22 protein-coding genes and 1 tRNA gene are annotated in these 23707 nt (G+C 69.4%); 15 read left to right on the plus strand and 8 right to left on the minus strand.

Annotated elements, in window-relative coordinates; genetic code table 11:
• Nucleotides 1–5: 5 nt before the first annotated feature.
• Together lysA and argS are read right to left on the minus strand one after the other, a co-directional pair.
• On the minus strand, nt 6–1391 hold the full coding sequence (lysA, locus tag Val02_RS28650; RefSeq protein ID WP_203902350.1) for a diaminopimelate decarboxylase: 1386 nt from the start codon (nt 1389–1391) through the stop codon (nt 6–8).
• A gap of 8 nt (nt 1392–1399) precedes the next feature.
• Nucleotides 1400–3046 carry an arginine--tRNA ligase gene (gene argS / locus Val02_RS28655; protein ID WP_203902351.1) on the minus strand — a complete coding sequence of 549 codons (1647 nt, stop codon included), beginning with the start codon at nt 3044–3046 and terminating at the stop codon, nt 1400–1402.
• Nucleotides 3047–3078: 32 nt separating this feature from the next.
• Here argS and Val02_RS28660 point away from each other — a divergent pair, with 32 nt between their 5' ends.
• From Val02_RS28660 to Val02_RS28680, 5 genes are all read left to right on the plus strand, one after another.
• Nucleotides 3079–4119: a thioredoxin-like domain-containing protein gene (locus tag Val02_RS28660; RefSeq protein ID WP_239153402.1), complete on the plus strand. Its 1041-nt coding sequence runs from the start codon at nt 3079–3081 to the stop codon at nt 4117–4119.
• Nucleotides 4119–4766 (plus strand): DUF305 domain-containing protein, encoded by a 648-nt coding sequence (locus tag Val02_RS28665; protein ID WP_203902352.1) that lies wholly within the window; start codon nt 4119–4121, stop codon nt 4764–4766. Before Val02_RS28660 ends, Val02_RS28665 begins: the two co-directional genes overlap by 1 nt.
• Before the next feature lie 85 nt (nt 4767–4851).
• Nucleotides 4852–4926, plus strand: a tRNA-Arg gene (locus Val02_RS28670).
• A 1080-nt stretch (nt 4927–6006) separates the two neighbouring features.
• Nucleotides 6007–7128 carry a hypothetical protein gene (locus Val02_RS28675; RefSeq protein WP_203902353.1) on the plus strand — a complete coding sequence of 374 codons (1122 nt, stop codon included), beginning with the start codon at nt 6007–6009 and terminating at the stop codon, nt 7126–7128.
• 390 nt (nt 7129–7518) lie between these two features.
• Nucleotides 7519–8445 carry a LysR family transcriptional regulator gene (locus Val02_RS28680; protein ID WP_203902354.1) on the plus strand — a complete coding sequence of 309 codons (927 nt, stop codon included), beginning with the start codon at nt 7519–7521 and terminating at the stop codon, nt 8443–8445.
• Here the strand turns inward: Val02_RS28680 and Val02_RS28685 are convergent.
• A complete protein-coding gene (locus Val02_RS28685) occupies nt 8412–9020 on the minus strand; it encodes an NAD(P)-dependent oxidoreductase (protein ID WP_203902355.1) in 609 nt (202 codons plus the stop codon). The genes Val02_RS28680 and Val02_RS28685 overlap by 34 nt on opposite strands.
• A gap of 244 nt (nt 9021–9264) precedes the next feature.
• Between Val02_RS28685 and Val02_RS28690 the strand changes: the two genes are divergently transcribed.
• The 5 genes from Val02_RS28690 to Val02_RS28710 are packed head-to-tail and all read left to right on the plus strand — an operon-like array spanning nt 9265 to nt 13887.
• A complete protein-coding gene (locus tag Val02_RS28690; protein ID WP_203902356.1) occupies nt 9265–10029 on the plus strand; it encodes a sulfite exporter TauE/SafE family protein in 765 nt (254 codons plus the stop codon).
• 54 nt (nt 10030–10083) lie between these two features.
• Entirely contained in the window at nt 10084–10677 is a 594-nt protein-coding gene (locus tag Val02_RS28695; protein ID WP_203902357.1) for a DedA family protein, read from the plus strand.
• A 2-nt stretch (nt 10678–10679) separates the two neighbouring features.
• Entirely contained in the window at nt 10680–11012 is a 333-nt protein-coding gene (locus Val02_RS28700; protein WP_203902358.1) for an NIPSNAP family protein, read from the plus strand.
• A gap of 27 nt (nt 11013–11039) precedes the next feature.
• A complete protein-coding gene (locus tag Val02_RS28705; RefSeq protein WP_203902359.1) occupies nt 11040–12128 on the plus strand; it encodes an FAD-dependent monooxygenase in 1089 nt (362 codons plus the stop codon).
• A 25-nt stretch (nt 12129–12153) separates the two neighbouring features.
• On the plus strand, nt 12154–13887 hold the full coding sequence (locus Val02_RS28710) for a CocE/NonD family hydrolase (protein WP_203902360.1): 1734 nt from the start codon (nt 12154–12156) through the stop codon (nt 13885–13887).
• Nucleotides 13888–13904: 17 nt separating this feature from the next.
• On the opposite strand, the gene Val02_RS28715 is transcribed toward Val02_RS28710, so the two are convergent.
• The gene (locus tag Val02_RS28715) at nt 13905–14696 is read right to left on the minus strand and encodes a hypothetical protein (protein ID WP_203902361.1); all 792 of its coding nucleotides are present in this window, start codon (nt 14694–14696) and stop codon (nt 13905–13907) included.
• Nucleotides 14687–15673, minus strand: a complete 987-nt coding sequence (locus Val02_RS28720; protein ID WP_203902362.1) for a hypothetical protein — start codon at nt 15671–15673, stop codon at nt 14687–14689. Before Val02_RS28720 ends, Val02_RS28715 begins: the two co-directional genes overlap by 10 nt.
• Before the next feature lie 109 nt (nt 15674–15782).
• Between Val02_RS28720 and Val02_RS28725 the strand changes: the two genes are divergently transcribed.
• Together Val02_RS28725 and Val02_RS28730 are read left to right on the plus strand one after the other, a co-directional pair.
• Nucleotides 15783–16844: a DUF3500 domain-containing protein gene (locus Val02_RS28725; RefSeq protein WP_203902363.1), complete on the plus strand. Its 1062-nt coding sequence runs from the start codon at nt 15783–15785 to the stop codon at nt 16842–16844.
• Between the two features lie 102 nt (nt 16845–16946).
• Nucleotides 16947–17858 (plus strand): zinc-binding dehydrogenase, encoded by a 912-nt coding sequence (locus Val02_RS28730; protein WP_203902364.1) that lies wholly within the window; start codon nt 16947–16949, stop codon nt 17856–17858.
• 52 nt (nt 17859–17910) lie between these two features.
• On the opposite strand, the gene pdxR is transcribed toward Val02_RS28730, so the two are convergent.
• Nucleotides 17911–19311 carry a MocR-like pyridoxine biosynthesis transcription factor PdxR gene (gene pdxR / locus Val02_RS28735; RefSeq protein ID WP_203902365.1) on the minus strand — a complete coding sequence of 467 codons (1401 nt, stop codon included), beginning with the start codon at nt 19309–19311 and terminating at the stop codon, nt 17911–17913.
• Between the two features lie 47 nt (nt 19312–19358).
• Between pdxR and Val02_RS28740 the strand changes: the two genes are divergently transcribed.
• The 3 genes from Val02_RS28740 (at nt 19359) to Val02_RS28750 (ending at nt 22358) form a co-directional block, all read left to right on the plus strand.
• Entirely contained in the window at nt 19359–20477 is a 1119-nt protein-coding gene (locus tag Val02_RS28740) for an MFS transporter (protein WP_203902366.1), read from the plus strand.
• 126 nt (nt 20478–20603) lie between these two features.
• On the plus strand, nt 20604–21278 hold the full coding sequence (locus tag Val02_RS28745) for a TetR/AcrR family transcriptional regulator C-terminal domain-containing protein (protein WP_203902367.1): 675 nt from the start codon (nt 20604–20606) through the stop codon (nt 21276–21278).
• 90 nt (nt 21279–21368) lie between these two features.
• Entirely contained in the window at nt 21369–22358 is a 990-nt protein-coding gene (locus Val02_RS28750) for an NAD(P)-dependent alcohol dehydrogenase (RefSeq protein WP_203902368.1), read from the plus strand.
• A 10-nt stretch (nt 22359–22368) separates the two neighbouring features.
• Here Val02_RS28750 and Val02_RS28755 read toward each other — a convergent pair whose 3' ends face one another.
• A complete protein-coding gene (locus Val02_RS28755) occupies nt 22369–23028 on the minus strand; it encodes a DUF3455 domain-containing protein (protein WP_203902369.1) in 660 nt (219 codons plus the stop codon).
• A gap of 210 nt (nt 23029–23238) precedes the next feature.
• Entirely contained in the window at nt 23239–23667 is a 429-nt protein-coding gene (locus Val02_RS28760) for a DUF2000 domain-containing protein (protein WP_203902370.1), read from the minus strand.
• Between the last annotated feature and the right edge of the window lie 40 nt (nt 23668–23707).

The raw sequence follows: 23707 nt of genomic DNA on the forward strand, positions 1-23707 counted from the left end.
TCGATTCACCCCACGTCGAGAGAAAGTAGATCCTCTTCGGTCTCCCGCCGCACGATCACCCGGGCGGACCCGTCCGCGACAGCGATCACGGGGGGCCGCGGCACATGGTTGTAGTTGCTCGCCATGCTGCGGCAGTAGGCACCGGTACCGGGAACCGCGACAAGATCTCCCGGCTGTACGTCAGCGGGCAGGAATTCATCCTTCACGACGATGTCCCCGGACTCGCAATGCTTTCCCACCACGCGGGCCAGAACGGGCTCCGCGTCGGAGGCCCGTCCGGCGACCGTCGCGCTGTACGAGGCGTCGTACAGGGCGGTGCGGATGTTGTCGCTCATCCCGCCGTCCACCGAGACGTACGTCCGGATGCCGTCCACGTCCTTGACCGTGCCCACCTCGTACAGCGTGAACACCGCCGGCCCCACGATCGCCCGCCCCGGCTCGATCGACAGCGCCGGCACCGCCAGCCCGAACGCCGAGCACTCGTGCTTCATCAGCCCGAACAGCGCCTGGCCCAGTTCGGCCGGGGTGGCGGGGTCGTCCTGCGACGTGTACCGGATGCCGAAGCCGCCGCCGAGATCCATCTCCGGCAGTTCGACGCCGTACTCGTCGCGGATGCGCGCCTGCAGGCCCAACAGCCGCCGCGCCGACACCTCGAACCCGCTGATGTCGAAGATCTGCGAACCGATGTGCGAGTGCAGGCCGACCAGGTCCAGCACGCCCTCGTCGAGGATGCGCTTGACGGCCGCGTCGGCCGCGCCGCCGTACAGCGACAGCCCGAACTTCTGGTCCTCGTGCGCCGTCGCGATGAACTCGTGCGTGTGCGCCTCGACGCCCACCGTCACGCGCACCATGACCTTGGGCCGGACGCCCCGCTCCGTCGCCAGCGCGGTCAGCCGTTCGATCTCGTCGAACGAGTCCACGACGATCCGGCCGACGCCGGCGTCCAGCGCCCGTCGCAGTTCGGAGAGCGACTTGTTGTTGCCGTGCAGGCCGATCCGCTCCGGCGGCATCCCCGCGGCGAGCGCGACGGCCAGCTCGCCGCCCGTGCAGACGTCGAGGTTGAGCCCCTCCTCGGCGATGATCCTCACGACCGCCTTGCAGAGGAACGACTTCCCCGCGTAGTACACGTCCGCGCCGGCGAAGCCCTCGCGGAAGGCGCGGCACCGTTCCCTCAGATCCGCCTCGTCGAGGACGTAGGCCGGGGTGCCGTACTCCGCCGCGATCTCGCGGACGTCCAGACCACCGACGGTGAGGGCACCGGCGTCCGCGCGGGTGACGGTCCGCGGCCACAGTCCCGGCATCAGGGCGTTGACATCTGCGGGGGAACGGAGCCAGCCCGGGCCACGGTGCCCGATGTCGGCGTGGAGCGCCCCCGCCTCGTGTGCGCGCATCTTGTCTGTTACATCCGTTCCGGTGCGGTGACCCCCAGCAGGTCGAGGCCGTTGGCGATCACGGTACGCGCCGCGTCGTTGAGCCAGAGCCTTGCCCGCATCAGTTCGGTCACCGGTTCGTCACCCTGGGGGAGGATCCGGCACTTGTCATAGAACCTGTGGTACGTACCGGCCAGGTCCTCCAGGTACCGCGCGACCCGGTGCGGCTCCCGCAGCTCCGCGGCGGTGGCCACGATCGCCGGGAAGTCACCGAGCGCCTTGAGCAGGTCCAACTCCTTCTCGTGAACGAGCAGGGCCGCGTCGAAGTCGTCGCCCCGGGTGATCCCCAGGTCGGCCGCGTTGCGCGAGACGGACGCGGTGCGCGCCGCCACGTACTGCACGTAGTAGACAGGATTCTCCCGCGCCTGGCGGGTGATCTCCTCGATGTCGAGCGTGAGCACCGAGTCCGTCGACGAACGCGCCAGCGAGTAGCGCGCCGCGTCCACGCCCACCGCGTCGACGATCTCGTCGAGCGTGATGATGTTGCCGGCCCGCTTGGACAGGCGCACCGGCTCGCCCGCCCGCACCAGGTTGACGAGCTGGCCGATCAGCACCTCGATGTTGCGGGCCGGGTCGTCGCCCGCGCAGGCGGCCACGGCGCGCAGCCGGGCGATGTAGCCGTGGTGGTCGGCGCCGAGCAGGTACACGCAGCGGTCGAAGCCGCGTTCCCGCTTGTTGATGTAGTAGGCGCAGTCGGCCGCGAAGTACGTCTTCTCGCCGTTGCTGCGGATCAGCACGCGGTCCTTGTCGTCACCGAAGTCGGTGGTGCGCAGCCACACCGCACCCTCGTGGTCGAACACGTGCCCCTGCTTGCGCAGCTCTTCGAGGGCGTGCTCGACGGCGCCGCCGTTGTGCAGGTCGCGTTCGGAGAACCAGACGTCGAAGTGCACGCCGAACCGCTCCAGGCTGGCGCGCATCTCGGCGAGCATGGCCTTGTGGCCGACCTCGGCGAAGAACTCCTCGCCCTTGTCCAGCGCGTCGGGATGCGCCTCGAGGATCTTGTTTGCGATGTCGGTGATGTACTCCCCCGCGTAACCGTCCTCCGGCGCGGGCTCCTTTCGCGCCGCCGCCAGCACCGACCTGCCGAAACGCTCGATCTGGGCGCCGGCGTCGTTGGTGTAGTGCTCGCGGGTCACGATGGCCCCGGCGGCGCTCAGCAGCCGGCCGAGGCTGTCCCCCACCGCCGCCCACCGGGTGTGCCCCAGGTGGATCGGCCCGGTCGGGTTCGCTGAAACGAATTCAAGGTTGACCTTCTCGCCGGCCAGCGTCTCGCTCCGGCCGTAGGCCCGCCCCTGCTGGACCACGATGCGCGCGAGGGCTCCCGCGGCGGCCGCGTCGAGCCGGACGTTCAGGAAGCCCGGCCCGGCCACCTCGACGGACTTGACGCCGTCGGTGCGGGCCAGCTCGTCGGCGAGCTCCCGCGCCAGGTCAACGGGCTTCACACCGAGCTTCTTGGCGAGCTGAAGCGCCAGGTTGGAGGCGTAGTCGCCGTGCTCGGGCTGACGCGGGCGGGCCACCGTCGTCGTCTCCGGCAGGAGTGTCGGATCGAGGCCTCGCGCCGTCACGACCCGGCGTGCGGCATCGAGAACGGCTGCGGCGAGTTCAGCGGGAGTCACTGAACAATGCTATCGGGGGTAGACTCCGGTACTTGGCGGCGCCCGGGCGATTCTGGCGTGCCCGCGCGAAACGGACCCCCACTGGACGAGGCCCTATGAGCATGAGTACGCAAAGCGGCGGTGGATCTCGCCGACCGTCGGCCACGAAGGCGGTCGCGGGCGGCAAGCCTAACCTCGCGAAGGACACGGATACCTCGGAATCCGAGACTCCCGCGAAGAAGACCGCCGCTTCCAAGAAGGCGACCGCCTCGAAGAAGGCGGCACCCGCTTCGAAGTCGACGACGGCCGGGAAGTCGACGACCGCTTCGAAATCTGCCGCAGCCGCAAAGCGGACCACGCCCGCGAAGAAGGGCGCGCGTCCGGCCACCAAGTCGGGCCTGACCGGCGGCCGCAAGCCGATCACCCCGGTGCGGGTGAGCCAGGGCCGCAACTGGGGCCCGGTCGTGCTCTTCGCCGTCACCATCCTGGTCGCGGTGGGCATCATCGGCTTCGCGGGCTACAAGGTGTGGGACTCCGGCCTGACGGTCTCCGACCGCGTCGGTCGCATCGACGGCGTCAGCAACTTCCGCAAGACCGACAAGGCCCTGGTCAAGGGGCAGCAGCACAAGGCCGGCCCGCTGACCTACGCACAGAACCCGCCGGTCGCCGGCCCGCACAACCCCGACTGGATGAACTGCATGGGCGACGTCTACGACGCGCCGATCGCCAAGGAGCACGCGGTTCACGCCCTCGAACACGGCGCCGTGTGGCTCGTGTACAACCCGAGCAAGGTCGACGCGGCCGGCGTCGAGAAGCTCAAGGCGAAGATCAGCGGCAAGGAATACTCGTTCATGAGTCCGATGCCCGACCTCGACAGCGCGGTGTCGCTGCAGGCCTGGGGCTTCCAGCTCAAGGTCAACGACGTCAACGACAAGCGGATCGACGAGTTCATCAAGGTCACCCGCAAGAACGCCACCGTCGAGGCCGGCGCCGTCTGCTCCGGCGGCATCACCGAGACCGGCACCACGCCGCGCGACCTGCAGAGCGACCAGCCTGCCGGCCAGCAGGGCGGCAACGGGACGACGGGCGGCTGATGCCCTCGTTCGGCTTCCTGGACAACCGGCGGGCGCGGCTCTTCGGAGCCGCGCTCGTCGCGGTCCTGCTCCTCGTCGCCGCTTACGCGGCCGGCTACGCCACCCCGCACATCACCGCCCCCGGGGACGACTCCCCCGAGGCCGGCTTCGCCCGCGACATGACGTACCACCACTCCCAGGCGGTGCGCATGTCGTTCCTGGAGTACGACCGGGGCGACGCCACCAGCACGACCGGCGCGACACTGCACCGCATGGCCTACGACATGGCGACGTCGCAGCAGTACCAGTCCGGCGTGATGGAAACCTGGCTGGCCGACTGGGGCCTCGAAGCGCTGTCGACGCACGGCACGATGTCCTGGGTGCCGGGCGGCAAGTCCATGCTCCAGTCCGACGGCCGGATGCCCGGCCTCGCGTCGGACGACGAGATGAAGCGCCTCGAAACCGCCAACGGCAAGGACGCGGACATCCTGTTCTGCCAGCTGATGATCCGGCACCACCTCGGCGGGCTGCACATGATCCGGGCCATCCTGGACCTCACGGATCGGGCCGAGGTCGTCGAGATGGCGGAGAACATGCAGCGTTCCCAGCAGGGCGAGGTGGACCAGTTGCGGCTGCTGCTGAAGGACCTGGGCGGGGATCCCGTGTGAGTGGTGGTGCTGGGGTAACCCGTGCGCGACGCGGGTCGCCCCTCTGCTAGGCTTTCACCGGCTCTGGCGGAGATCTCCGCTAGTGGCCCCTGTAGCTCAGGGGATAGAGCACCGCCCTCCGGAGGCGGGTGCGCAGGTTCGAATCCTGCCAGGGGCACCATCCTTGAAACACCGGTTTAGCTGCAAGAACGTGGCCTCTGACCTGGCGATTGCCGGGCAGGGGCCGCGTTCGTTATGTCCGGTTGAGTCCGGCCGGATCTGGCCATGATCGGCCAGTCACGCCATATTTACGCCACCGTTTTCGGCCTCGATTCGTGCCCCAAAGCGGCCTCGATGAGCCGGCGGTTGCGGCGCATGCTCCGGTCAAGGCACTTGGCGTAGATCCTGAGCAACACCTCCAACGACTGGCCGGCCCACTCCACGATGTCGGTCGGCGACACTCCCCCGTTGAACCACGTCGACACCGCAGCGTGCCGCAGGTCGTACGGCCGGCCGGTGTGGTGCCGAACTCGTCCAGGTACTCGTGGAACAGCGCGGTCGACGGGGGCATGGCGCAGTGCGCGTCTCGCCGGCATTACGCTGCTTGAGCTGGCGAGCGTCGTATTCGTTGCCGTTGTCCGTCCATTCCTCGCCGGCGTGGGGCCGCACGCCGGCAAAGTGGAAATTTCTCCCCATCCCTTGTCGCGGGATGCCAAGGTGTAGCTTGCCGAGGCTGGCCACCTCCTCGGGGCCGTATCCCTGCCTAGAAGAGGCACCCGTAGTACGCCACCAGCCGGTGCCCACGTGTCTCTGAATCGGACGCCGTTGAACACCCATGCGTCCGTGCGCAAGGCAATTCGAGAGCTTCCACTGACCGCAGTGCGGTCGGCATCGCCAGAGTTAAGGGCATCTGCGGAACGGACAGATGCCGAACTCTGGGTTCGACCTAGGACAAGCAGGTCGGAAGGTGGACTCAAAAAGCCGGCCGTACATTCCCATCAAGTTTGCCGATCATGGAAGTCGCTCCACTATAGTGACCTGTCGCGTTCGTGTCGCCAACGCGACGGAGGGGAACTCCATGCTGGCCGCAGGGTCACTTTTGGCACGCAGAATTATCAGAGCCCTAGGGCATGCCTATACTCCGACTCTCGGAAGGCAACGAGCACGATCTTACTACAGGAGTGCATGTAACACGTGGCCCCACATAGCCAAAACCCTCACCGACAATCTCAACTGGCACACAACTGCATCGACTCGAATCATGTACCTGGCAATTTCACGCACCCATGCGAGGTGGATCGCCCGCGAACGACTCATCTTTCAATGGTTCGCGCCATTCTTCTCGACCTCATTAATGACGATTTCTTTCATGGTATTGTTCGCGACCGTCAGCGAAAAGGCGAGCTATGGATTAGATTCACTTGGCAAATGGAATCTCGACTACTATGCCATAGGCCTGCTTTGTGGCATCGCCATGGGAATTGTTTCAGTCTTCCTGTCAACGAAGCTGGCGCTGCGGGACGGGGTGATAGTAGTTGCAATGGTCCTAACAGGCGCAGCGCTCGTAGGAGTCGCCCAATCGGTCAGCCCGTCAATCTACGAAGGCGGCTGGATCCTACCGTCAAACGCGAGCACCGCAGATCGGCTGGCACTAGTCACCGGCATAGCGGGGGTACATGGCACGATAGCCGTCTCCTACACATTCGCTGCGCTTAATCTCCTACGCTTCTTTCTCGATCGGCGCCCGATAAAAAAGATGGCGGTTTCTGCAACCGTAGCCGAGATAACCAGCATCTTGGCCAACCTCTACGAGACTCGCCCCCTTCCCATGGCGGCGACGAACCTCTCCAGTTCAATGACCAGTCTTGAGAGAATCGCCGTATTGATCGGCCGAGGATTTCCTAAGATGGCGCCGGCGTCAGCGGAAATGGGCCGAAGAGCAATGGAAGATCGGTGCCAGCAGGCGGCATTCGCCGTTAGGGAATACCAAACATGGGTAGCATTGCCCGGATACGATACAAATCGAGATCTAACAGTGAAGCTGGTGGCACTACTGGGCGCCATTTGCCATCTCGAACTAAACTCTCTCCCTACACCCTCAAGTGAGTTCTCAGTTCAGGCAGGAAAATCCAAGGTAGCTCTTAACACCCTCAGAACCATAGCCGTCGGAATTCTCCCGCTTGCGGTCACATTAGCGCTCAAATGGTCGAAACTTCTTCCTCCGGCACCTCTGGATAGCTTCGTAATTTTAATCTCGACACTCTGGGCTCTAGTATATTTGATGATATTGCTTGACCCCCTTTTCTCTGCACGCGTTAGCGTGTTCAAAGATTTTGTCTCCGTTTTCCGGGGCGGAAGTGGTGGAAATCGATCACGCCCCTAAATAGCTTTCGCAAGATCGACGGCCAACAGGCAATACTGGCATTGATGTCACACCCACGCCCTCATTGAACCGGACGGGTGCGGGTGGCAGGATCCCGGCCTCAGGCGAATGCTGCAGTACAGGAAGCGGGATTCCATTACGGCCTCCTCTAACTCACAAGCCAACCGTTTCTTAACCAGGCGGCTCCGCCAAGCATGATCACGCCAGCTACGCGCCAAAGGACGGCCTCTCTCGTGCGTCCGACGCTGATTCGCAGGTCAGTAGCCTGCCGAGATATCTATGTGCGAACCTACGGAGGCGGGTGCGCAGGTTCGAATCCTGCCAGGGGCACCATCCTCGAATCACCGGTCGATCCGCTCTGGCGAATGATCGGCCCGGTACCTTACCCGGGTGCAACTGGACCTGAATCTGCTGGTCGTGCTCAACGCCCTCCTCGATGAGGGCAGCGTGATGGGTGCCGCCGAGCGGCTGCATCTGTCGTCGCCCGCGGTCAGCCGCAGCCTCGCCCGGCTCCGGAAGCTGACCGGTGACGACATCCTGGTCCGTGCGGGGCACACGATGGTGCCGACGCCGTACGCGACGGCGATCCGGGATGACGTTCGCGTGTTGCTCAGGCAGGTCCAGGACATGTTGGTGCCGAGCCGCACGCTGGATCCCGAGCGGTTGGAACGCACCTTCACGTTGCAGTGCCACGACGGGCTCGCCACGACGTTGGCGCCGGCGCTGCTGCGCAGGGTGCAGGACGAGGCTCCGGGCGTCCGGCTCCGGATCCTGTCCGAGAACTCCGTCGACACGGACGAACTCCGGCGCGGGCACGTCGATCTCGAACTCAGCCAGGACCGGCCGGAGCTGTCGGAGTTCCGTTCCGAGACGCTGGGCACCGATCCGATCGTCGTGGCGATGCGTTCCGGGCATCCCTGCGCCGAGCACCTCGATCTGCCGTCGTACGCCTCGTACCCGCATGTGATCGTGTCGCGGCGGGGCCGCCTCGCCGGGCCGATCGACGAGGTGCTCGCCGCCAAAGGCCTGCGCCGTCACGTGGTCGCGGCGGTGACGACCGGCACCATGGCCCTGCACGTGGCGAGCCAGAACGACATGCTGGTCACCACGACGGAGCTGGTCAGTCGCCCGCTTGTCCAGGCGTTCAACATGATCAGCCGGCCGTTGCCGGGCTCGTTCCCGCCGGCTCCGATCAACTGCATCTGGCACCAGCTCCACGACTCCGACCCGGCCCACGCGTGGCTGCGGGGCCAGGTGCGGGCCGCGGTCACGGAGGTCGTCGATCAGTCGGAGAGCGGCACGGCGACGCTGCCGTAGAAGTGGGGCGTCTCGGCCTCGTCGAGCATCGCGGCGGCGACCGTCGCGCGGGAGACCTTGTCGGTGAAGTCGAGCGGGGGCGCGTCCGCCAGGCCGACGGTACGCCGGTCCGGACTTTCCGGCTCGTCGCTGAGCAGGCACGCGTGGAAGACCGTGCCGCCGGCGGCCAGCACCAGGTCGTCGGCCGCCACCTTGTCGGCGAGGCGATCGCCCAGCATCGCGCCGAGGCTGCGCGCGGCCTCCCCCGCGGCCTGCGCGGACCTGCCCGTTCCGTACGCACCGAGCCAGATGAGCCGCCGTGGCCCGGCGGCCAGGACCGCCTTGGCACCCGCGGTGAGAACACCGGCCCGATCCGTGCCGAGCGCGGAGAGGACGACCGCATCGGAATCGATGACGTCGGTGATGCTCTCGACGTCGTTGACGTCGCCGGCGACCCTGCGTAGGAACGGGGAGTCCGCGACGGTGATGCGCGCCGGATCGCGTGCGATGGCGGTGACGGTGTGGCCGCGCAGCAGTGCCTGCCGGACGAGTTCCGATCCGGTACGCCCGGACGCAGCGAGAACGGTGAAATCCATGCGGGTACGTTATGCCGCCACCGGCGATGACATCCAATGCGTATCGGTGAAGTGCCGGTTAACCGTCACGCATTTGGGATCCGTGACCCGATTGCGTAGCGGTTAACGGCCGGTTCAGCAAAGCGTACTGGTTTTGGCGCGGCACCCGACATAGCGTTTCCGGCGAAATGAGAAATTGCCGGCCGGCCGGGGCGATGAATGGCGATCGCACCCGACCGTCGGCCTTCCCGGGATCTCGGTACCCATGGAACTCGGACACATTCCCCTGCTGATTCTCGCCGGCGTGCTCGCCAGTGGAATCAACGCTCTGGCCGGTGGCGGCGCGTTGATAACGTTCCCCAGCCTGATCGTGACCGGCCTGTCGCCGGTCGAGGCGAACGTCACGAACTCGGTCTCGGTCTTTCCCGGTGTCGTCTCCAGCGTGGTCGGCAGCCGCGCCGATCTGGCCGGACGGTGGCGGCGCATTCCCGCGGTGCTGCCGGCCTGTGTCGCCGGCTCGGCCGCCGGCTGCGCCCTGCTGCTGCGCACGCCCGCTCGCACGTTCGAACTGCTCGTGCCGTTCCTGGTACTGGGCGCCGCCGCGGCGCTGTTCTTCCAGGAACGGCTGCGCGGCCTGGTCGGGCAGTCCCGCGCCCGGGACCCACGCCGCCGGGCGATCACCCTGCAGGTGGTCGTCTTCGCCGGTGCCGTCTACGGCGGCTACTTCGGTGCCGCGCTGGGCGTCATGTACGTCGCCGCGCTGGCCCTGGTGCTCGACGAGACGCTCAATCAGATCATCGCCCTCAAGAACGTCCTGACCGTCACCGTGGGCGCCGTCACCCTGCTGATCTTCGCCGTGTTCGGCCCGGTCAACTGGTCGGCCGTGCTGATCCTGGCCCCGGCGACGATCGTCGGCGGCTACGCGGGGGCGGTCCTGGCGCGGCGCCTGCCCGGCCGCCTGCTGAAGGCGCTCATCGTCGCCTTCGGCACCAGCATCGGCCTGGTCCTGCTGGTCCGTGCGCTCAGCTGACACCACGACCGGAGTGACTGTGCCGCCGCTCCGCAATACCGAGAAAGGATTCTCATGATCGCCTGGGTCGAACTGGCCGAGTCGCTGGCCGGGTCGCCGTGGTTGTACCTGGTCCTCATGTCGGTGTCGCTGCTGGACTCGTTCCTCCCGCTGATCCCGAGTGAGCCGGTCATCATCATCGCCGGCGTCCTCGCCGCCGCGGGTACCACAAACGTCCTGCTGGTCATCGCCGCGACAGCCGTCGGCGCGTTCCTCGGCGACCAGATTCCCTACGGGCTCGGCCGGTGGTTGAGCAGCAGGATCGAGAAGCGACTTCCGCCCGGCTCCAAGCGGCGCGCGACGCACGACTGGATATCCCAGCACCTGGCAGCGCGCGGCGGTTTCGTCCTGGTGAGCACCAGGTTCATTCCGGTCGGGCGCTACCTCGTCACCGTCACCAGCGGCATGGTGCGATACAACTACCGGCATTTCCTCCTGTTCACCGTTCTCGGGGGGACCGCCTGGAGCACCTATACCGTCCTGACGGGTTATGTGGGCGGTTGGCTCTTTCAGGACAACGCATTGCTGGCCTTCGCATTCGGTCTCGCACTCGCTTTCGTGCTGACCGGTGCCGTGGAGGTCGTCCGACGAATTCGGGGAATCGCGTAGCCATGTTCTATGAGATCCGTCGTGAGACGGCATTGCCGGGCCGGGGCGAAGAGCTGGCCCGATGGATGGATGAGCAGGTCATTCCGTTGCACGAGGCGCACGGAATGGTCGTTGTCGGAGCGTTCACCGAGGCGGAGGACGAAGACGCTTTCGTCTGGATCCGTCAATTCCGCAGTGATCAGGAACGACGGGAAATCGTCGAGCGGGTGCATCGGGATCCGCTTTTCGAATCCGACGTCAGGCCTCGGCTCGGAGAGTTTCTGGCCGGCGACGCGGTGACCGTGCGCCTGGTACCGACCGCGCGGTCCCGGCTCCGCCGGCGGCCGAACCAGTGATCAACAGCCAACACAGGAGGTAGACACATGCGTGCAGTAGTCGTCGGAGCCGGGATCGTCGGGCTCACCAGCGCCATCGCGTTGCACCGCTCGGGCATCGAGGCGGTGGTCCACGAGCAGGCGCCCGAGATCCGGGCGGCGGGCGCGGGGCTCGGACTGTGGGCCAATGCCCTGGAGGTCTTCGACGAACTGGGACTGGGTGAGCGGGTGCGGGGCATCGGCCGGCCGGCCGAGATGTACTTCCGCGACCACGCGGGCGAGCTGATCCAGCCGTCGGGGTTCTCGGCCGACGATCACCGGTATCTGCTCGTGCACCGCGCCAAGCTGAACGACCTGCTCGCCGACGCGGTGGGCAGGGAAAACATCCGCCTGGACTCGCGCCTGGTGGGCTACGACGAGACTGATGCCGGCGTGACGGCGCGTTTCCACGACGGGACGACCGTCGAGGCGGACGTCCTGGTCGGTGCCGACGGCGCGTACTCGGTTGTCCGTTCCCTGCTGCTGCCGGGCAGCGACGCGGTGAACCACGACGGCCACCACGCGTGGCGAGCGGTCGTCCGGCCGCCGGAGGGCACCACCATCGACCGGGCCGTCATCGTGCTCGGCGAGAAGCGCACCCGTGGCGGGTACGTGCCCACCGCCGATGGCACCGTGTACTGGCTGGTCAACCAGTTCGACGCGGATCCGCTGCACGGTACGCCGAAGGAGCAGGCCGCGGAACGTGCCGCGTTCCTCGACACCACGGGCTGGAACCCGGCTCTGCCGGCGCTGATCGAATCGACGCCGGACGAGCAGGTGCTGCACAACCAGATCATGCTGGTGCCGCCGCTGCCGCGGTGGGTGTCGCAGCGGGTGGCGCTGGCCGGGGACTCCGCGCACGCGCTCTCTCCGCACATCACCGCCGGTGCGTCGCTGGGCGTCGAGGACGGGCTGTTGCTCGCCCGGCTGCTCGCGTCGTCCGGCGGGGTGGCCGACGCGCTGACCGCCTACGAGCGGGACCGGATTCCGCACTACCGCACGGTCAACGAGCTGTCCAAGCGGGTGGAGGACGCCGCGACGCCGGAGGAGTTCGCCGCCAATTACGTGGCGTTCAGCCACTGGATGATCAGCCGCTAGTGGTACCGAAGAAATGGACAAGCGAATGAGCCTGTGCATAGATGCCGGCGTCGCGGTGCCGATGCGCGACGGTGTCACGCTGGCGACCGACCTGTGGAAGCCGGCGGGCACCGGTCCGTGGCCGGTCCTCCTCGCCCGCACCCCGTACGGCAGAACCTCCACCGCCCACCTGGGCAACCCGAAGCTGCCGGACATCCGCGCCCTGGTGGAGCACGGCTACCTGGTCGTGGTCCAGGACGTGCGGGGCACCGGGGACTCCCCCGGAGTGATGGAACCGCATCGCTTCGACCGGAGCGACACCCTCGACACCGTCGCGTGGATCGCCGCCCGGCCCTGGTGCGACGGCAGCGTGGGGATGTGGGGCGCGTCGTACATGGGTTTCCCGCAGTGGCAGGCGGCAACCGAGGCGCCGCCTGCGCTGCGGGCGATCGCTCCCCTGATGACGTCGGCGGATGTCTACCGGGCCTGGTACTCGGCTCAGGGCGGGGTGTCGCAGGGGACGCTGTTCAACTGGTCGGCCCGGATGGCGGCGGCGAACCTGTCGCGCACCGGGAACGACGACCCGTCGGATCAGCGGGCCGCGGCGGAGATCCGCGCCGCGCTCGACGACGCCGACACCCTGAACTCACTGTCGATCGGCGACCGGGGCGCGCTCCTGCGGGGCCTCCCCTGGCTCGGCGAGATGCTCGCCCACCCGGGCTACGACGCCTACTGGGAGGCGCTGGCGGCGTTGAATCGCAGTTCGGCGATCACCGTTCCGGCGCTGAACATGACCGGCTGGTACGACGTGTTCGCGGGAGAGGTCGTGCGGGCGTACACCACCATGCGCCGCACCGGAGGCAGCGTGGCGGCCAGAGAGGGCCAGCGGCTCATCATCGGTCCCTGGGGCCACGGTGACGGCGCCGACCAGGGGGTCTTCCCCGACCGCTCGTTCGGGCCGGCGGGGTCCGTGCGCGCCGCGGCGATGACGCAGGCCCACCTGCGGTTCTTCGACCGGTGGGTGCGGGGTCGCACCGAGGTGGAGCCGGGTGCGCGGGTACGCATCTTCGTCATGGGCCTGGACCGGTGGCGCGAGGAGGAGGACTGGCCGCTGCCCGACACCCGGTACGAAGACTATTTTCTGCACAGTTCGGGACGGGCCAACACCTCGGAGGGCGACGGCCGGCTGTATCGGAGCCCCGCCTCCGACGAGGTCGACGACTCGTTCTCCTACGATCCGCTGGACCCGGTCCCGACCGTGGGCGGAGCGACCCTCGGCGTCGGCGGGTTCTCCGGCCCCGCCGATCAGGCGGCGGTCGAACGTCGCGCCGACGTCCTCTGCTACACCGGCGACCGACTGGACGAACCGCTCGAGGTCACCGGCCACGTGGCCCTCACCGTGCACATGTCCTCGACCGCGGTCGACACCGACGTGACGGGCAAACTGGTCGACGTCTTCCCGGACGGCCGCGCCATCATCCTCTGCGAAGGCCTGTGCCGGCTGCGGTACCGCGCCTCCGTGAGCCGGCCACAGCCGCTGGAGCCCGGCCGGGTCGTCGAGGTCACGATCGACATGGGCGTGACCTCGAACGTCTTCCGTCCCGGCCACCGCATCCGGCTCGAGGTGTCCAGCAGCAACTTCCCCCGGTACGACCGCAACACCAACAACGGCGGCACCCTCGCTGCCACGACGGAGCCCCGGGTCGCGCGCAATCGGATCTTCCACGGACCGACCCGACCCAGCCGGCTGACGCTACCGGTGATCGCGAGGCCCCGATGAGTGCGGAGGCCGCGGTCTCAGGCGGGCCTGCCGACCAGCGACACGACGAGCGCCGCCAGCCGACCCGCCGGCACCTCCGACCCCGACATCCGTCGGGTGCGCCGCGCCAGTTCGTTCAGTTGAACGGCCGCGTCCCGGCGGGATCCCCGCAGCGAAGGCGCCCGCAACTGCCAGCCGCCGATCTCGTCGGCCGCGTGCGTGTCGGCGATCTCCAGCAGCCGGTAGATGTCCTCGACGTCCCTGGCCTGCAGCCGCGAACCGTAGGAGAGCGCCTTGACGACGAGTGCGAGCTCGACCGTCGGCACCCGGACCGTGAACTCCAGGACGGCGCCGTCCAGCAGCCGAGCGCTCACGTCGATCACGATCGGGTCGGCGGCCAGCACCGGAGCCAGACCCGGTGCGGCGTCGAACGCCCGTCCGCCGTACTCCTCGGGCCGGAATCGCCCGTCGAGCGACGGCACGAGCAGGTCGACGGCGAGCTCCGGAACGGGCGCACCGGCGGCGGCGAGCTCGGGGACCGCTCGCGCGTAGCTGTTGCCGCTGGTGGCGGCGTAGCCGCGATCGAGCAACCGCTGGTGAACGACGCCCGAGCCGGCCAGTTCGGTGGTGATCGCCGCGTCGGTGTCCCGCGTGCGGCGGGCTCCGATCCCGGGCACCGGGAACGCCGCCAGCAGCAGCGACGCCATCTGGCCGCCGATGATGCGCACATTCTGGTCGGCGGTTATCTCGCTGACCTCCGCGAGCGACCGGAACGACAGGTCGTCCGCGTAGGAGGTGGCGGCGAGCGCGATGCGGCGCCTCAGGTCCACAGCGGCTCCCGCAGGGCCCGCTCACGCAGCTGCTCCACGGCCGACTCGACATCCCCGCCGGGCGACCGCCGCAGGTCCCACGCCGTGATCAACGGATCGGCGTACCGCCGCGGTGCACCGCCGCCGGTCGACGGCCATTCGCGGGCCATGGCCGGAACCGTCGGATCGGCCGGCGTCCGCAGCTCGACCGTCGCGTCCACGGCTCGGGCGGCTGCGAACCCGTGCTCCTCCAGCGGCGGCTGGTCGGTGACATAGGCGACGACGCGGCCCGGGCGCCGCCACGGCGCGTAGAAGTCGGCGGCGAGGTCGCCGGAAATCACCGGCGGGTCCGGCGCTGCGCGGTGGAGGCGGCCGAGCTGAGCGGTGATGTCGTCGGCCGCCAGCCAGTACGTGGTCAGGCCGCGCGGGCCCGGGTACTCCGCCATGAACCGGTCCCAACACGCGGCGCGATCGACCGCCCGCCACTTGGTCGCGGCGCGCTTCATCAGGTCGTCGAGCAGCGGCAGTTGCTTGCCGACGGCGACGTGCGAGACGCCGATCCGGCGCGCGATCTCCGACTGCGACAGCGGTCCGGCGGCGCTGAGGGCGAACACCCGGAGGATCGCCAGCCGGGTCCAGCTGACGCGACCGGGCTGTACGACCTGGCCGGTCCGATCGTCGTCGGCGTGGTGCAGCTCGCCGTCGACACAGACGACGGCGTCGTCGACGGCCGCGTAGGCGATGCGGTGATCCTCCCGGGCCGCCTGCTTCAACGCCCGGCCCGCGCGGGCGACCACGAAGAGAAGCCCGTCGGTGTGGGGCCGGAGTGCCGCGAGTGCCCGCTGGATCTCGTGCGGGCTCGGCGAATGCCGCAGCAGCAGCACCTGGCGGCGGGACCACCGACGTCGGCCGGCACTGATCTCCACCTCGGCGCTGCCCACGATCCGTCGATCCAGGCCGGCGTCCAGCAGCAACTCCACCCCGTCGCTGCTCTCCATCCGCCGATCGTAACCTACCTAGAAAGTTTCCAGGTAGGTTACAGACGCCCGTCGCCGGATGTCCCCGAAAGCCCCGTTCGTACGTAATGCAGCGCATACGCTCCGCTTTATGGACCACCTGCGCACCCGCCTCGGCGCGTTTTCGGCGGCCGCTCTGTTGCTCCTGTCGACCGCCGCGTGCAGCGATGCCGACAACACCGAGAAGGCGTCGTCCGTGACCAGCGGCCCGGCCACGAAGACGATCGTGGCGGCGGCGAACGCGTTCCTGGGGAAGCTGAGCGGCAGTGAGAAGAGCAGCGTGCTCTTCGCCCGCGACGACAAGGCCCAGAAGCAGCGGTGGTCGGATCTTCCCGAGGGGCTGTTCGAGCGCAAAGGCCTGATGGTCGGAAACCTCGACCAGGCCAAGGTCGACGCGTTCCTCGCGGTGATGAAGGCGACGCTGAGCGCCGAGGGCTACGCGCGGGTGATGGCCGAGTGGGCGGCCGACGACGCGCTGGCCGGCAGCGAGAACGGCGGTGGCGGCCAGGGAATGAGGTACGGGAAGAAGTACTACTGGATCGGCATCATCGGCGAACCGTCGGAGAGCGCGCCGTGGCAGTGGCAGTTCGGCGGGCACCATGTGACGGTCAACGCCACGATCAAGGGCGATGACCTGTCGTTGACACCCAGCTTCATCGGCGCCCAGCCGACGAACTACGCCGCGAACGGCGACGCCGTCCGGCCGCTCGGTGACATCGAGGACGCGGCGTTCGCGTTCGTCAACTCGCTCAACGACGCCGACAAGAGCAAGGCCGTCCTCGGCGGGACCCCGATCGACCTGGTGCTCGGCCCCGGCCAGGAGTGCCGGACGATCCGGTCGGAAGGGCTCCCCGGCTCGGGGATGGAGGCCGAGCAGCAGGAGTCGCTCATCAGGCTGATCAACCTCTACGCCGGGCTGGCCAACGACGAGGACGTGGTCGCCCGTCAGGCACAGCTGCGGGCGGACCTGCCGAACACCCACTTCGCCTGGTACGGGCCGACCACCGCCGGCACCGCCGCGTACTTCCGGGTCACCGGCCCGCACCTGGTCATCGAGTACTCGCCGCAGTCGATGGGCGGCGACGCGGTGGAGCACATCCACGGCGTCTATCGCGACCCGACGAACGACTACGGCGGCACGGTCTGCTCGTGACGCCTCCCGGCAGCGGTCCGCGAGGCCGCCACGGGCAGACCCCGCCCGGCGCACGCGAAGGCGGTTGACCTCAACCTCGGTTGAGCTCCTAGCGTCGCCGTCATGCGAGCGATACAGGTGGACGGGTTCGGGGGTCCGGAGGTGCTGCGGGCGGTCGAGCTGCCCGATCCGGTGCCCGCCGAAGGCGAGGTGATCGTGCGAGCCGAGGCCGTCGACACGATCCATGTGGAGACCCGGATCCGCGCGGGGCTGGCCGAGTGGTTCGGCATCAGGCCGCCCTACATCCCCGGCGGAGCAGCCGGGGGAACGGTGGTCAGCCCCGGCCCCTGGCACGGAAAACGGGTCGTCGCCGCCCCCGGTACCAGGGGCACCTACGCGGAGCTGGTGCGCGCCGAGGTCGAACGCCTCGTGCCGATCCCCGACGGCCTCTCCACCAGGGAGGCGACGGCCCTGGCCCACGACGGCGTGACCGCCATGGGCATCCTCGACGGCGTCGGGGTCCGGCGGGGCGACCGAGTGCTGATCCTGGCGGCCGCCGGCGGCATGGGAACGCTGCTCGTCCAGCTCACGAAGGCGCTCGGCGCGCACGTGACGGGTGCGGCGCGCGGCGCGCAGAAGCTGGCGCTGGTGCGCAGCCTCGGCGCCGACGCGGCGGTCGACTACACGGCCGGCGGCTGGACGGAACGGGTCGGCCCGGTCGACGTTCTCTTGGACGGCGCCGGCGGCGCACTCGGTGAGCGGGCGTTCGAACTGGTGGCGCCGGGCGGGCGGGTGTCGATTCACGGCGCGGCGAGCGGCGCCTTCGCGGCCGTCGCGCCGCGGGACGGCATCGCCGTGCGCACCATCGCCGACGTGCAGTTCCCGGCGGCGGAGCTGGTGCGGCTGGCGGCGCGGGCGTTCGCCGGCACGGCCCGGCCGGTGATCGCGCGGGAGTATCCGCTCGCCGAGGCCGCCGAGGCGCACCGGGCGATCGAGGCGCGCGCCGTCGCGGGAAAGGTCCTGCTGATCCCCTAGCCCCGCAGCACGCGGGCCGCCGAAGCGCCGGCCGGCGGTGGGGCGCCGCCTCTCAGGACGGTCGCAGCAGGTCGGCGATCGTGGCGATGCCGTCGTGGATGTCGTCGACGGTCACGTTGCCGAACCCCAGGACCAGACGCGCCGGGGCCGTGGGATCGGAGACCGCGCGGAAGCCGTTCAGGCCGTGGAGGCCGATCGAGCGCTCCGCCGCCGCGGCGACGACGGCGTTCTCGCCGAGGCCGTCGGGCAGCCGCGCCACGGCGTGGAACCCGGCCGCCAGCCCGTGCAGCGACACCCGCGGGGCGTGGCGGTTCAGCGCCTCGACGAGGGCGGCCCGGCGTTGCGCGTACCGGCGGCGCACGGTGCGCAGGTGGCGTTCGTAGCGGCCGGTGTCGAGGAGGTGCGCGAGGGCCTCCTGGTCGATGGCCGGCGCGCCGCGGTCGACCAGCCGCTTGCGTTCCCGAACGGCGTCGAGCAGGCGCGCCGGACAGAGCATCCAGCCGAGCCGCAGGGCGGGTGCGAGCGACTTGCTCGTCGAGCCGAGCAGCACGACGCGTTCGGGGGCGAGGCCCTGCAGCGCGCCGACGGGACTGCGGTCGTAGCGGAACTCCGCGTCGTAGTCGTCCTCGACGATCACGCCGTCCCGGGCACCGGCCCAGGCGATCAACGCCCGCCGGCGCGCCGGGGTCAGCACGACTCCGGTCGGTGACTGGTGGGCCGGGGTGACGATCACCGCCCGGGCCCCGGTGGCGTCCAGCGCGGACACGTCGATGCCGTCGTCGTCGACCGGCACCGGCACCGCGTCGAGCCCGACCGCCGCCGCCAGAACGCGGCACTCGGCGTCGCCGGGATCCTCGACGGCGACGGTGCGCAGCCCGCGTTCGGCCAGGGCGTGCAGCGTCAGGTACAGCCCCTGCTGGTAGCCCGAACAGATCACCGTCGACGCCGCCCCGGCGCACGCCGCGCGCACCCGGCCCAGGTAACCCGCTAACACGGTGCGCAGCACCGCGGAGCCCGCCGGATCGCCGTACCCGTGTCGTTCGACCGGAAGAAGGCGGCACACGTGCTGGACCGCGCGGCTCCACTCGGTGGCCGGGAAGCTCGAGAGGTCGGGGACTCCGGGACGGAAGTCGATGCGCGGGCGGCGCCGCGGGGCGTCGACCACGGCGGGCGCGGCGCTGCGACCCGCGTCGCCGGACACGCGCGTATCGCCGCCCGCCCGGGTGACGACGTATCCCTCGGAACGCAGCTGCGCGTAACACTCCGTCACGAGCCCGCGAGAAATGCCGAGGTCGCGGGCGAGCCCGCGGGACGACGGGAGCCGCTGGCCCGGGGCGAGCCGGCCGGTGCGGATCGCGTCGCGCAGCTCGCGCTCGAGCTGGGCCCGCAGCGGCCGGTCCCGGTCGATCGACAGCAGCACCTCGCGCGGCGAACTGGTCCACTCCGACGTCATGCAACCGGACCTTACGTGTGGACCGGTCGGCTTCCTACGGTCGTGTCATGGTCTCCACCGACGCGAAGCGCGAACCGCTTCTCACCGGCCCCGTCCTCGCGCTGCTCGGAACGGTCGTCGGCGCCCTCGCCAGCTTCTACCTGCTGCTTTCCGTGGTGCCGGAGTACGCGGTCCGGGGCGGCTGGGGCACCCGCGGGGCCGGGCTGTGCACGGCGGCGCTCATGTTCGGCACGGTGCTGACCGAATTGGCCGCGCCCGCGCTGATCGGCCGCTTCGGCTACCGGTCGGTGATCACCGTGGCGCTGCTGCTGCTCGGGGCGCCGGCGGTCGGATTGGCGTTCACGGCGTCGGGGTTCGCGCTGGTGGCGGCCTGTCTGCTGCGGGGCGCCGGCATCGGGGTCGTCTTCGTGGCGGGCTCCGCCCTCGCCGCCGAACTGGCACCACCCGGTCGTCGCGGCGAGGTGCTCGGGATCTTCGGGGTGGCGGCCGGCGCACCCTCGATCGTCTTTCTCCCGTCCGGCGTCTGGCTGAGCGAGCACATCGGGTACGCGCCGGTGTTCGTGACGGCCGGCGCGCTCGCTCTGCTCGCCACGCTCGCGGTCCGGCGGCTGCCCGCCGCCCCGATGCCCGCCGCGGAACCCGGTTCGGCCGGCGGCCTCGGCGCGCTGACCGTCGCCTTCGGTGTGATCGCGACGGCGGCCGGGGTGCTGCCGACGTTCCTGCCGTTGGGTACCCGGCTCGCCGCGCTCGCGCTGCTGATCCAGTCGTGCGTGACGCCGTTCGCGCGGTGGGCGGTGAGCCGCGCGCCCGAACGCCACCACCGGCCGCTGCTCCTGGCCGGCGTCGCGCTGGCGTCGGCGGGTGTGCTCGGCATGGTCCGGGCGGCGGACGTGGTGCCGCTGGTCGTGGCGTCGGTGCTGTTCGGGGCCGGGTTCGGGATGGTGCAGCACGTGACGCTGGCGCTGATGTTCGCGCGCGTGCCGACCTCGGGGTACCGGCGGGTGAGCATGCTGTGGAACATCGCGTACGACGCGGGGATGGGGGTCGGCGCGGTGGCGTTCGGGGCCCTGGTCGCCCGGAACGGCTTCGCACCGGCGTACGCGCTGCTCGCGGCGGTCATGCTGGCGGTGCTACTCCCGCTCGCGCGAGCGACCCGCCGCGCCTGAGCCGCCCGTCGCTGGCGGACCCCGTGCGTCGATCTTGCAGTTGTGGTGCCGGATACGTTCGGTTTCGGTGCAGGGTGTCCGCGCCACAACTGCAAGATCGACGCGGCCGACATACCCCGGGGGAGAATGGGCCGCGTGAAGAGACCGCTCACCCGGGACCGGGTGCTCCGCGCGGCCGTGCGGGTCGCCGACGAGGGCGGCCTCGGCGCGCTGACGATGCGCCGGCTGGCCGAGGTCCTGGGCGCCGAGGCGATGTCCCTCTACTACCACGTGCGCAACAAGGAGGAGGTGCTCGACGGCGTCGTCGAGGTCATCACGTCGGAGATCAACGACCTGGTGGACAAGATCGACCTGCCGTCCGAGGGCGCGGCCTGGAAGGCGGCCGTGCGCACCCGCATCCTGACCGCGCGCGAGGTGTTCCTGCGCCATCCGTGGGCGACGGGGGTGTTCGAGTCGCGGACGAGCTCCAATCCGGCGGTGCTGCGGTACAACGACGGCATGGTCCGGCTGCTGCGCGACGGCGGCTTCACGCACGACCAGATCCACCATGCGCTGCACGCGCTGGGGAGCCGGTCGCTCGGGTTCACGCAGGAGCTGTTCGACCCGGGCACGGGGCCGGTGACCGAGGAGTCGTTGGCGGCGCTGCGCGGGATGGCCGACGCGTTCCCCCATCTCGTCAGCATGTTGACGGAGATCGCGCACGACGACCCGGACTCGACGCTGGGCTGGTGCGACGACCAGAAGGAGTTCGAGTTCGGGCTCGACCTCATCCTCGACGGACTGGACCGCCTCCGCGCCTGAATTCCCCTAGGGGACAGCTCTGATTGCTCGTCTTACGTCGTAAGGCTACCTTACGTCGTAAGGCATTCTTACAACGTAAGGGAGCGATCAATGAAGGCCTACATCCAGCGCACGTACGGGTCCGCGGAGCGGCTCCACCTCGAAGAGATCCCCACGCCGGCGCCCACCGACAACGAGGTGCTCGTCCGCGTCCGCGCCACCTCCGTCAACCCGTACGACTGGCACGGCATGCGCGGCGAACCCAGGATCGCCCGCCTCATGCCGAGCGGCCTCGGCCTGCGCGGGCCGTCGATCCCCGTCCTCGGCTGCGACATGGCGGGCACCGTCGAGTCCGTGGGGCGCAACGTCACCGGGTTCCGGCCCGGCGACAACGTGTACGGGCTGCTCACCGGCGGCGGCTTCGGCGAGCTGGTCACCGTTCCCGAGGATCTCCTGGCACCCATGCCGAAGAACCTCACCCACGAGGAGGCCGCCGCCGTGCCGATGGCCGCCGTGACCGCGTTCGTCGGACTGCGCGACGCCGGCGGCATCCGGGCCGGCCACACCGTGCTCGTCAACGGCGCCTCCGGCGGGGTCGGCACGTTCGCCGTCCAGCTCGCGCGGGCGTTCGGCGCCGCCGTGGTCGGCGTCTGCGGCCCGCACAACGTCGCGCTCGTCCGCTCGCTCGGCGCCGACCGGGTCATCGACTACACCCAAGACACTTCCCTCGGGAACGGTGGGAGCTACGACATCGTTCTCGACAACGCCGGCAGCCGCCCCATCGGCGCGCTGCGTCGCACGCTGACGCGCACCGGCACGTTCGTCATGGTGGGTGGGCCGGGCGGCAGGTGGTTCAGCCCTGCCGACCGGATGGTGAAGACGGTGGTGCGCGGGCCGTTCGTGCCGCAGCGGATGGCCGTTGCGGACGCGGTCGGGTGCACGCGCAAGAAGCAGGTGCTCCTGGAGCTGAACGACCTCATCGAGGCCGGTCGGGTCACCCCGGTGATCGACCGCCGCTTTTCTTTCGAGCAGCTGCGCGACGCCGTGAACTACCAGGAGGAGGGCCACTCCCCCGGAAAGGTCGTGGTGACGGTCTCCTAGCGGCGCGTGCTCAGCCCCAGAAGACGTATGTCGCGCGGTAGTCGCGGTCGTCGGTGTCGCCGTCGGTGCACTCGTCCGTCAGGTCGGGCGTGCCGCCGGAGGTCTTCAACCGCTGGATGTGCTTGACCTTCGCCATGATCCCGTTCGGCGCGCCGCTGTGGCTCGTCACCTCCAGGAGCAGTTCCGGGATCGTTCCGGCGACCGCCCGTTCGTCGACCTTCTTGGCCGTGACCAGCGAACCGTCCTCCTCGGACTGCCAGCTCGGGCCGGCGAAGTGGTGGATCTCGAGGCCGCGCGGGCCCACCAGGTCCGCCTCCGGCACCGACGCGCCGCCGTACTTGCCGCCCGAGCACGTGTAGGTCTGCACGCCGTCGACGACCCGCGCGGTGAAGAGGATCTTCTCGCCCAGTGCGGGATCCGGCTCCAGCTTCGTCGGCGGCTTCGTCGAGGTGGCCGACGCGCCGCCGGTGGCCGAGGGCTTTGCCGGGGTGGCCGACGGCCGTCCCGGAACGCCCGGCCGGCCAGGCCCGCCCGGCCCGCCGGGCCCCGCTCCGGGGCGCCCCGGCCGGTGCTGCGTGGCGGCCGAGGCCGAATAGGTGACCGCGCTCAGCGCCACCAGGGCCACCGCGACCCCACCGACGATCATCATCCGGTGTGTTCTGCGAACCATCTTCCTGACTCCTTCTGACCGCTTCTCCCTTGCCGGCTCGTACGGCGCCGTGTTCCGGGCGGGTCCGCGTGTCAGAGATGATCAGGGCTTTCCTTAGGGCCCGACGTTGACACACCGTAGTTGTTGACGGAGCGTAATTCAGCTGGTCACAGGCCCGATCCGGGGCATGACCACGAAAGTTTCGGCGATCGACACCACGGAGCGTGCTCTTCAGCCGTGCAGCGTGGCGCCCTTCAGCACCTTGTCGACGGCGTTCTTCGGCCCGTGCAGGCCCAGCCCGACGAGGTCCAACGCGTCCCGCCGCACCGCCGCGACGGCCTTGCGGTTGTCGACGTCGTTCCCCGTCGCGAAGAGATCCGCGGTGAACACGCTGAGCGGCAGGTGCCGCGCGATCGCCCGCTCGTGCGCGGCGCTCAGCAGGTCGCGGCTGCCCGCGAAGACCAGCACCGGCTGCCGGAACATCGGCAGGTAGGCGGTGCCGTCGGCGTCGGCGTAGGGCTCGCCGAGCAGTTCGGGGATGGTGCCGGCGAGGCCGCTGACGAGGAACGCGGTGACGTTCAGGCGCTGCCAGGTGAGCAGGTCGTCGCTGAGCAGTACGGCGATCTTGGTGTCGAACCGGGTAGGGGTCACGATGGTCACGCGCTTCACGGTGCCCGTTCGCCCCACCTGCGGTCTTGTA

Source organism: Virgisporangium aliadipatigenens (assembly GCF_016863615.1).
GTDB lineage: Bacteria > Actinomycetota > Actinomycetes > Mycobacteriales > Micromonosporaceae > Virgisporangium > Virgisporangium aliadipatigenens.

What these genes read in the sequence shown, in the direction of transcription:
- Val02_RS28750 (WP_203902368.1), top strand. Translation starts at nt 21,369, where the DNA reads ATGAAGGCCTACATCCAGCGCACGTACGGGTCCGCGGAGCGGCTCCAC.
- Val02_RS28675 (WP_203902353.1), top strand. Translation starts at nt 6,007, where the DNA reads ATGTACCTGGCAATTTCACGCACCCATGCGAGGTGGATCGCCCGCGAA.
- Val02_RS28690 (WP_203902356.1), top strand. Translation starts at nt 9,265, where the DNA reads ATGGAACTCGGACACATTCCCCTGCTGATTCTCGCCGGCGTGCTCGCC.
- Val02_RS28685 (WP_203902355.1), bottom strand. Translation starts at nt 9,020, where the DNA reads ATGGATTTCACCGTTCTCGCTGCGTCCGGGCGTACCGGATCGGAACTC.
- Val02_RS28665 (WP_203902352.1), top strand. Translation starts at nt 4,119, where the DNA reads ATGCCCTCGTTCGGCTTCCTGGACAACCGGCGGGCGCGGCTCTTCGGA.
- Val02_RS28755 (WP_203902369.1), bottom strand. Translation starts at nt 23,028, where the DNA reads ATGGTTCGCAGAACACACCGGATGATGATCGTCGGTGGGGTCGCGGTG.
- Val02_RS28720 (WP_203902362.1), bottom strand. Translation starts at nt 15,673, where the DNA reads ATGGAGAGCAGCGACGGGGTGGAGTTGCTGCTGGACGCCGGCCTGGAT.
- Val02_RS28710 (WP_203902360.1), top strand. Translation starts at nt 12,154, where the DNA reads ATGAGCCTGTGCATAGATGCCGGCGTCGCGGTGCCGATGCGCGACGGT.
- Val02_RS28695 (WP_203902357.1), top strand. Translation starts at nt 10,084, where the DNA reads ATGATCGCCTGGGTCGAACTGGCCGAGTCGCTGGCCGGGTCGCCGTGG.
- lysA (WP_203902350.1), bottom strand. Translation starts at nt 1,391, where the DNA reads ATGCGCGCACACGAGGCGGGGGCGCTCCACGCCGACATCGGGCACCGT.
- Val02_RS28745 (WP_203902367.1), top strand. Translation starts at nt 20,604, where the DNA reads ATGGGCCGCGTGAAGAGACCGCTCACCCGGGACCGGGTGCTCCGCGCG.
- Val02_RS28700 (WP_203902358.1), top strand. Translation starts at nt 10,680, where the DNA reads ATGTTCTATGAGATCCGTCGTGAGACGGCATTGCCGGGCCGGGGCGAA.
- pdxR (WP_203902365.1), bottom strand. Translation starts at nt 19,311, where the DNA reads ATGACGTCGGAGTGGACCAGTTCGCCGCGCGAGGTGCTGCTGTCGATC.
- Val02_RS28725 (WP_203902363.1), top strand. Translation starts at nt 15,783, where the DNA reads ATGGACCACCTGCGCACCCGCCTCGGCGCGTTTTCGGCGGCCGCTCTG.
- Val02_RS28730 (WP_203902364.1), top strand. Translation starts at nt 16,947, where the DNA reads ATGCGAGCGATACAGGTGGACGGGTTCGGGGGTCCGGAGGTGCTGCGG.
- Val02_RS28740 (WP_203902366.1), top strand. Translation starts at nt 19,359, where the DNA reads ATGGTCTCCACCGACGCGAAGCGCGAACCGCTTCTCACCGGCCCCGTC.
- Val02_RS28705 (WP_203902359.1), top strand. Translation starts at nt 11,040, where the DNA reads ATGCGTGCAGTAGTCGTCGGAGCCGGGATCGTCGGGCTCACCAGCGCC.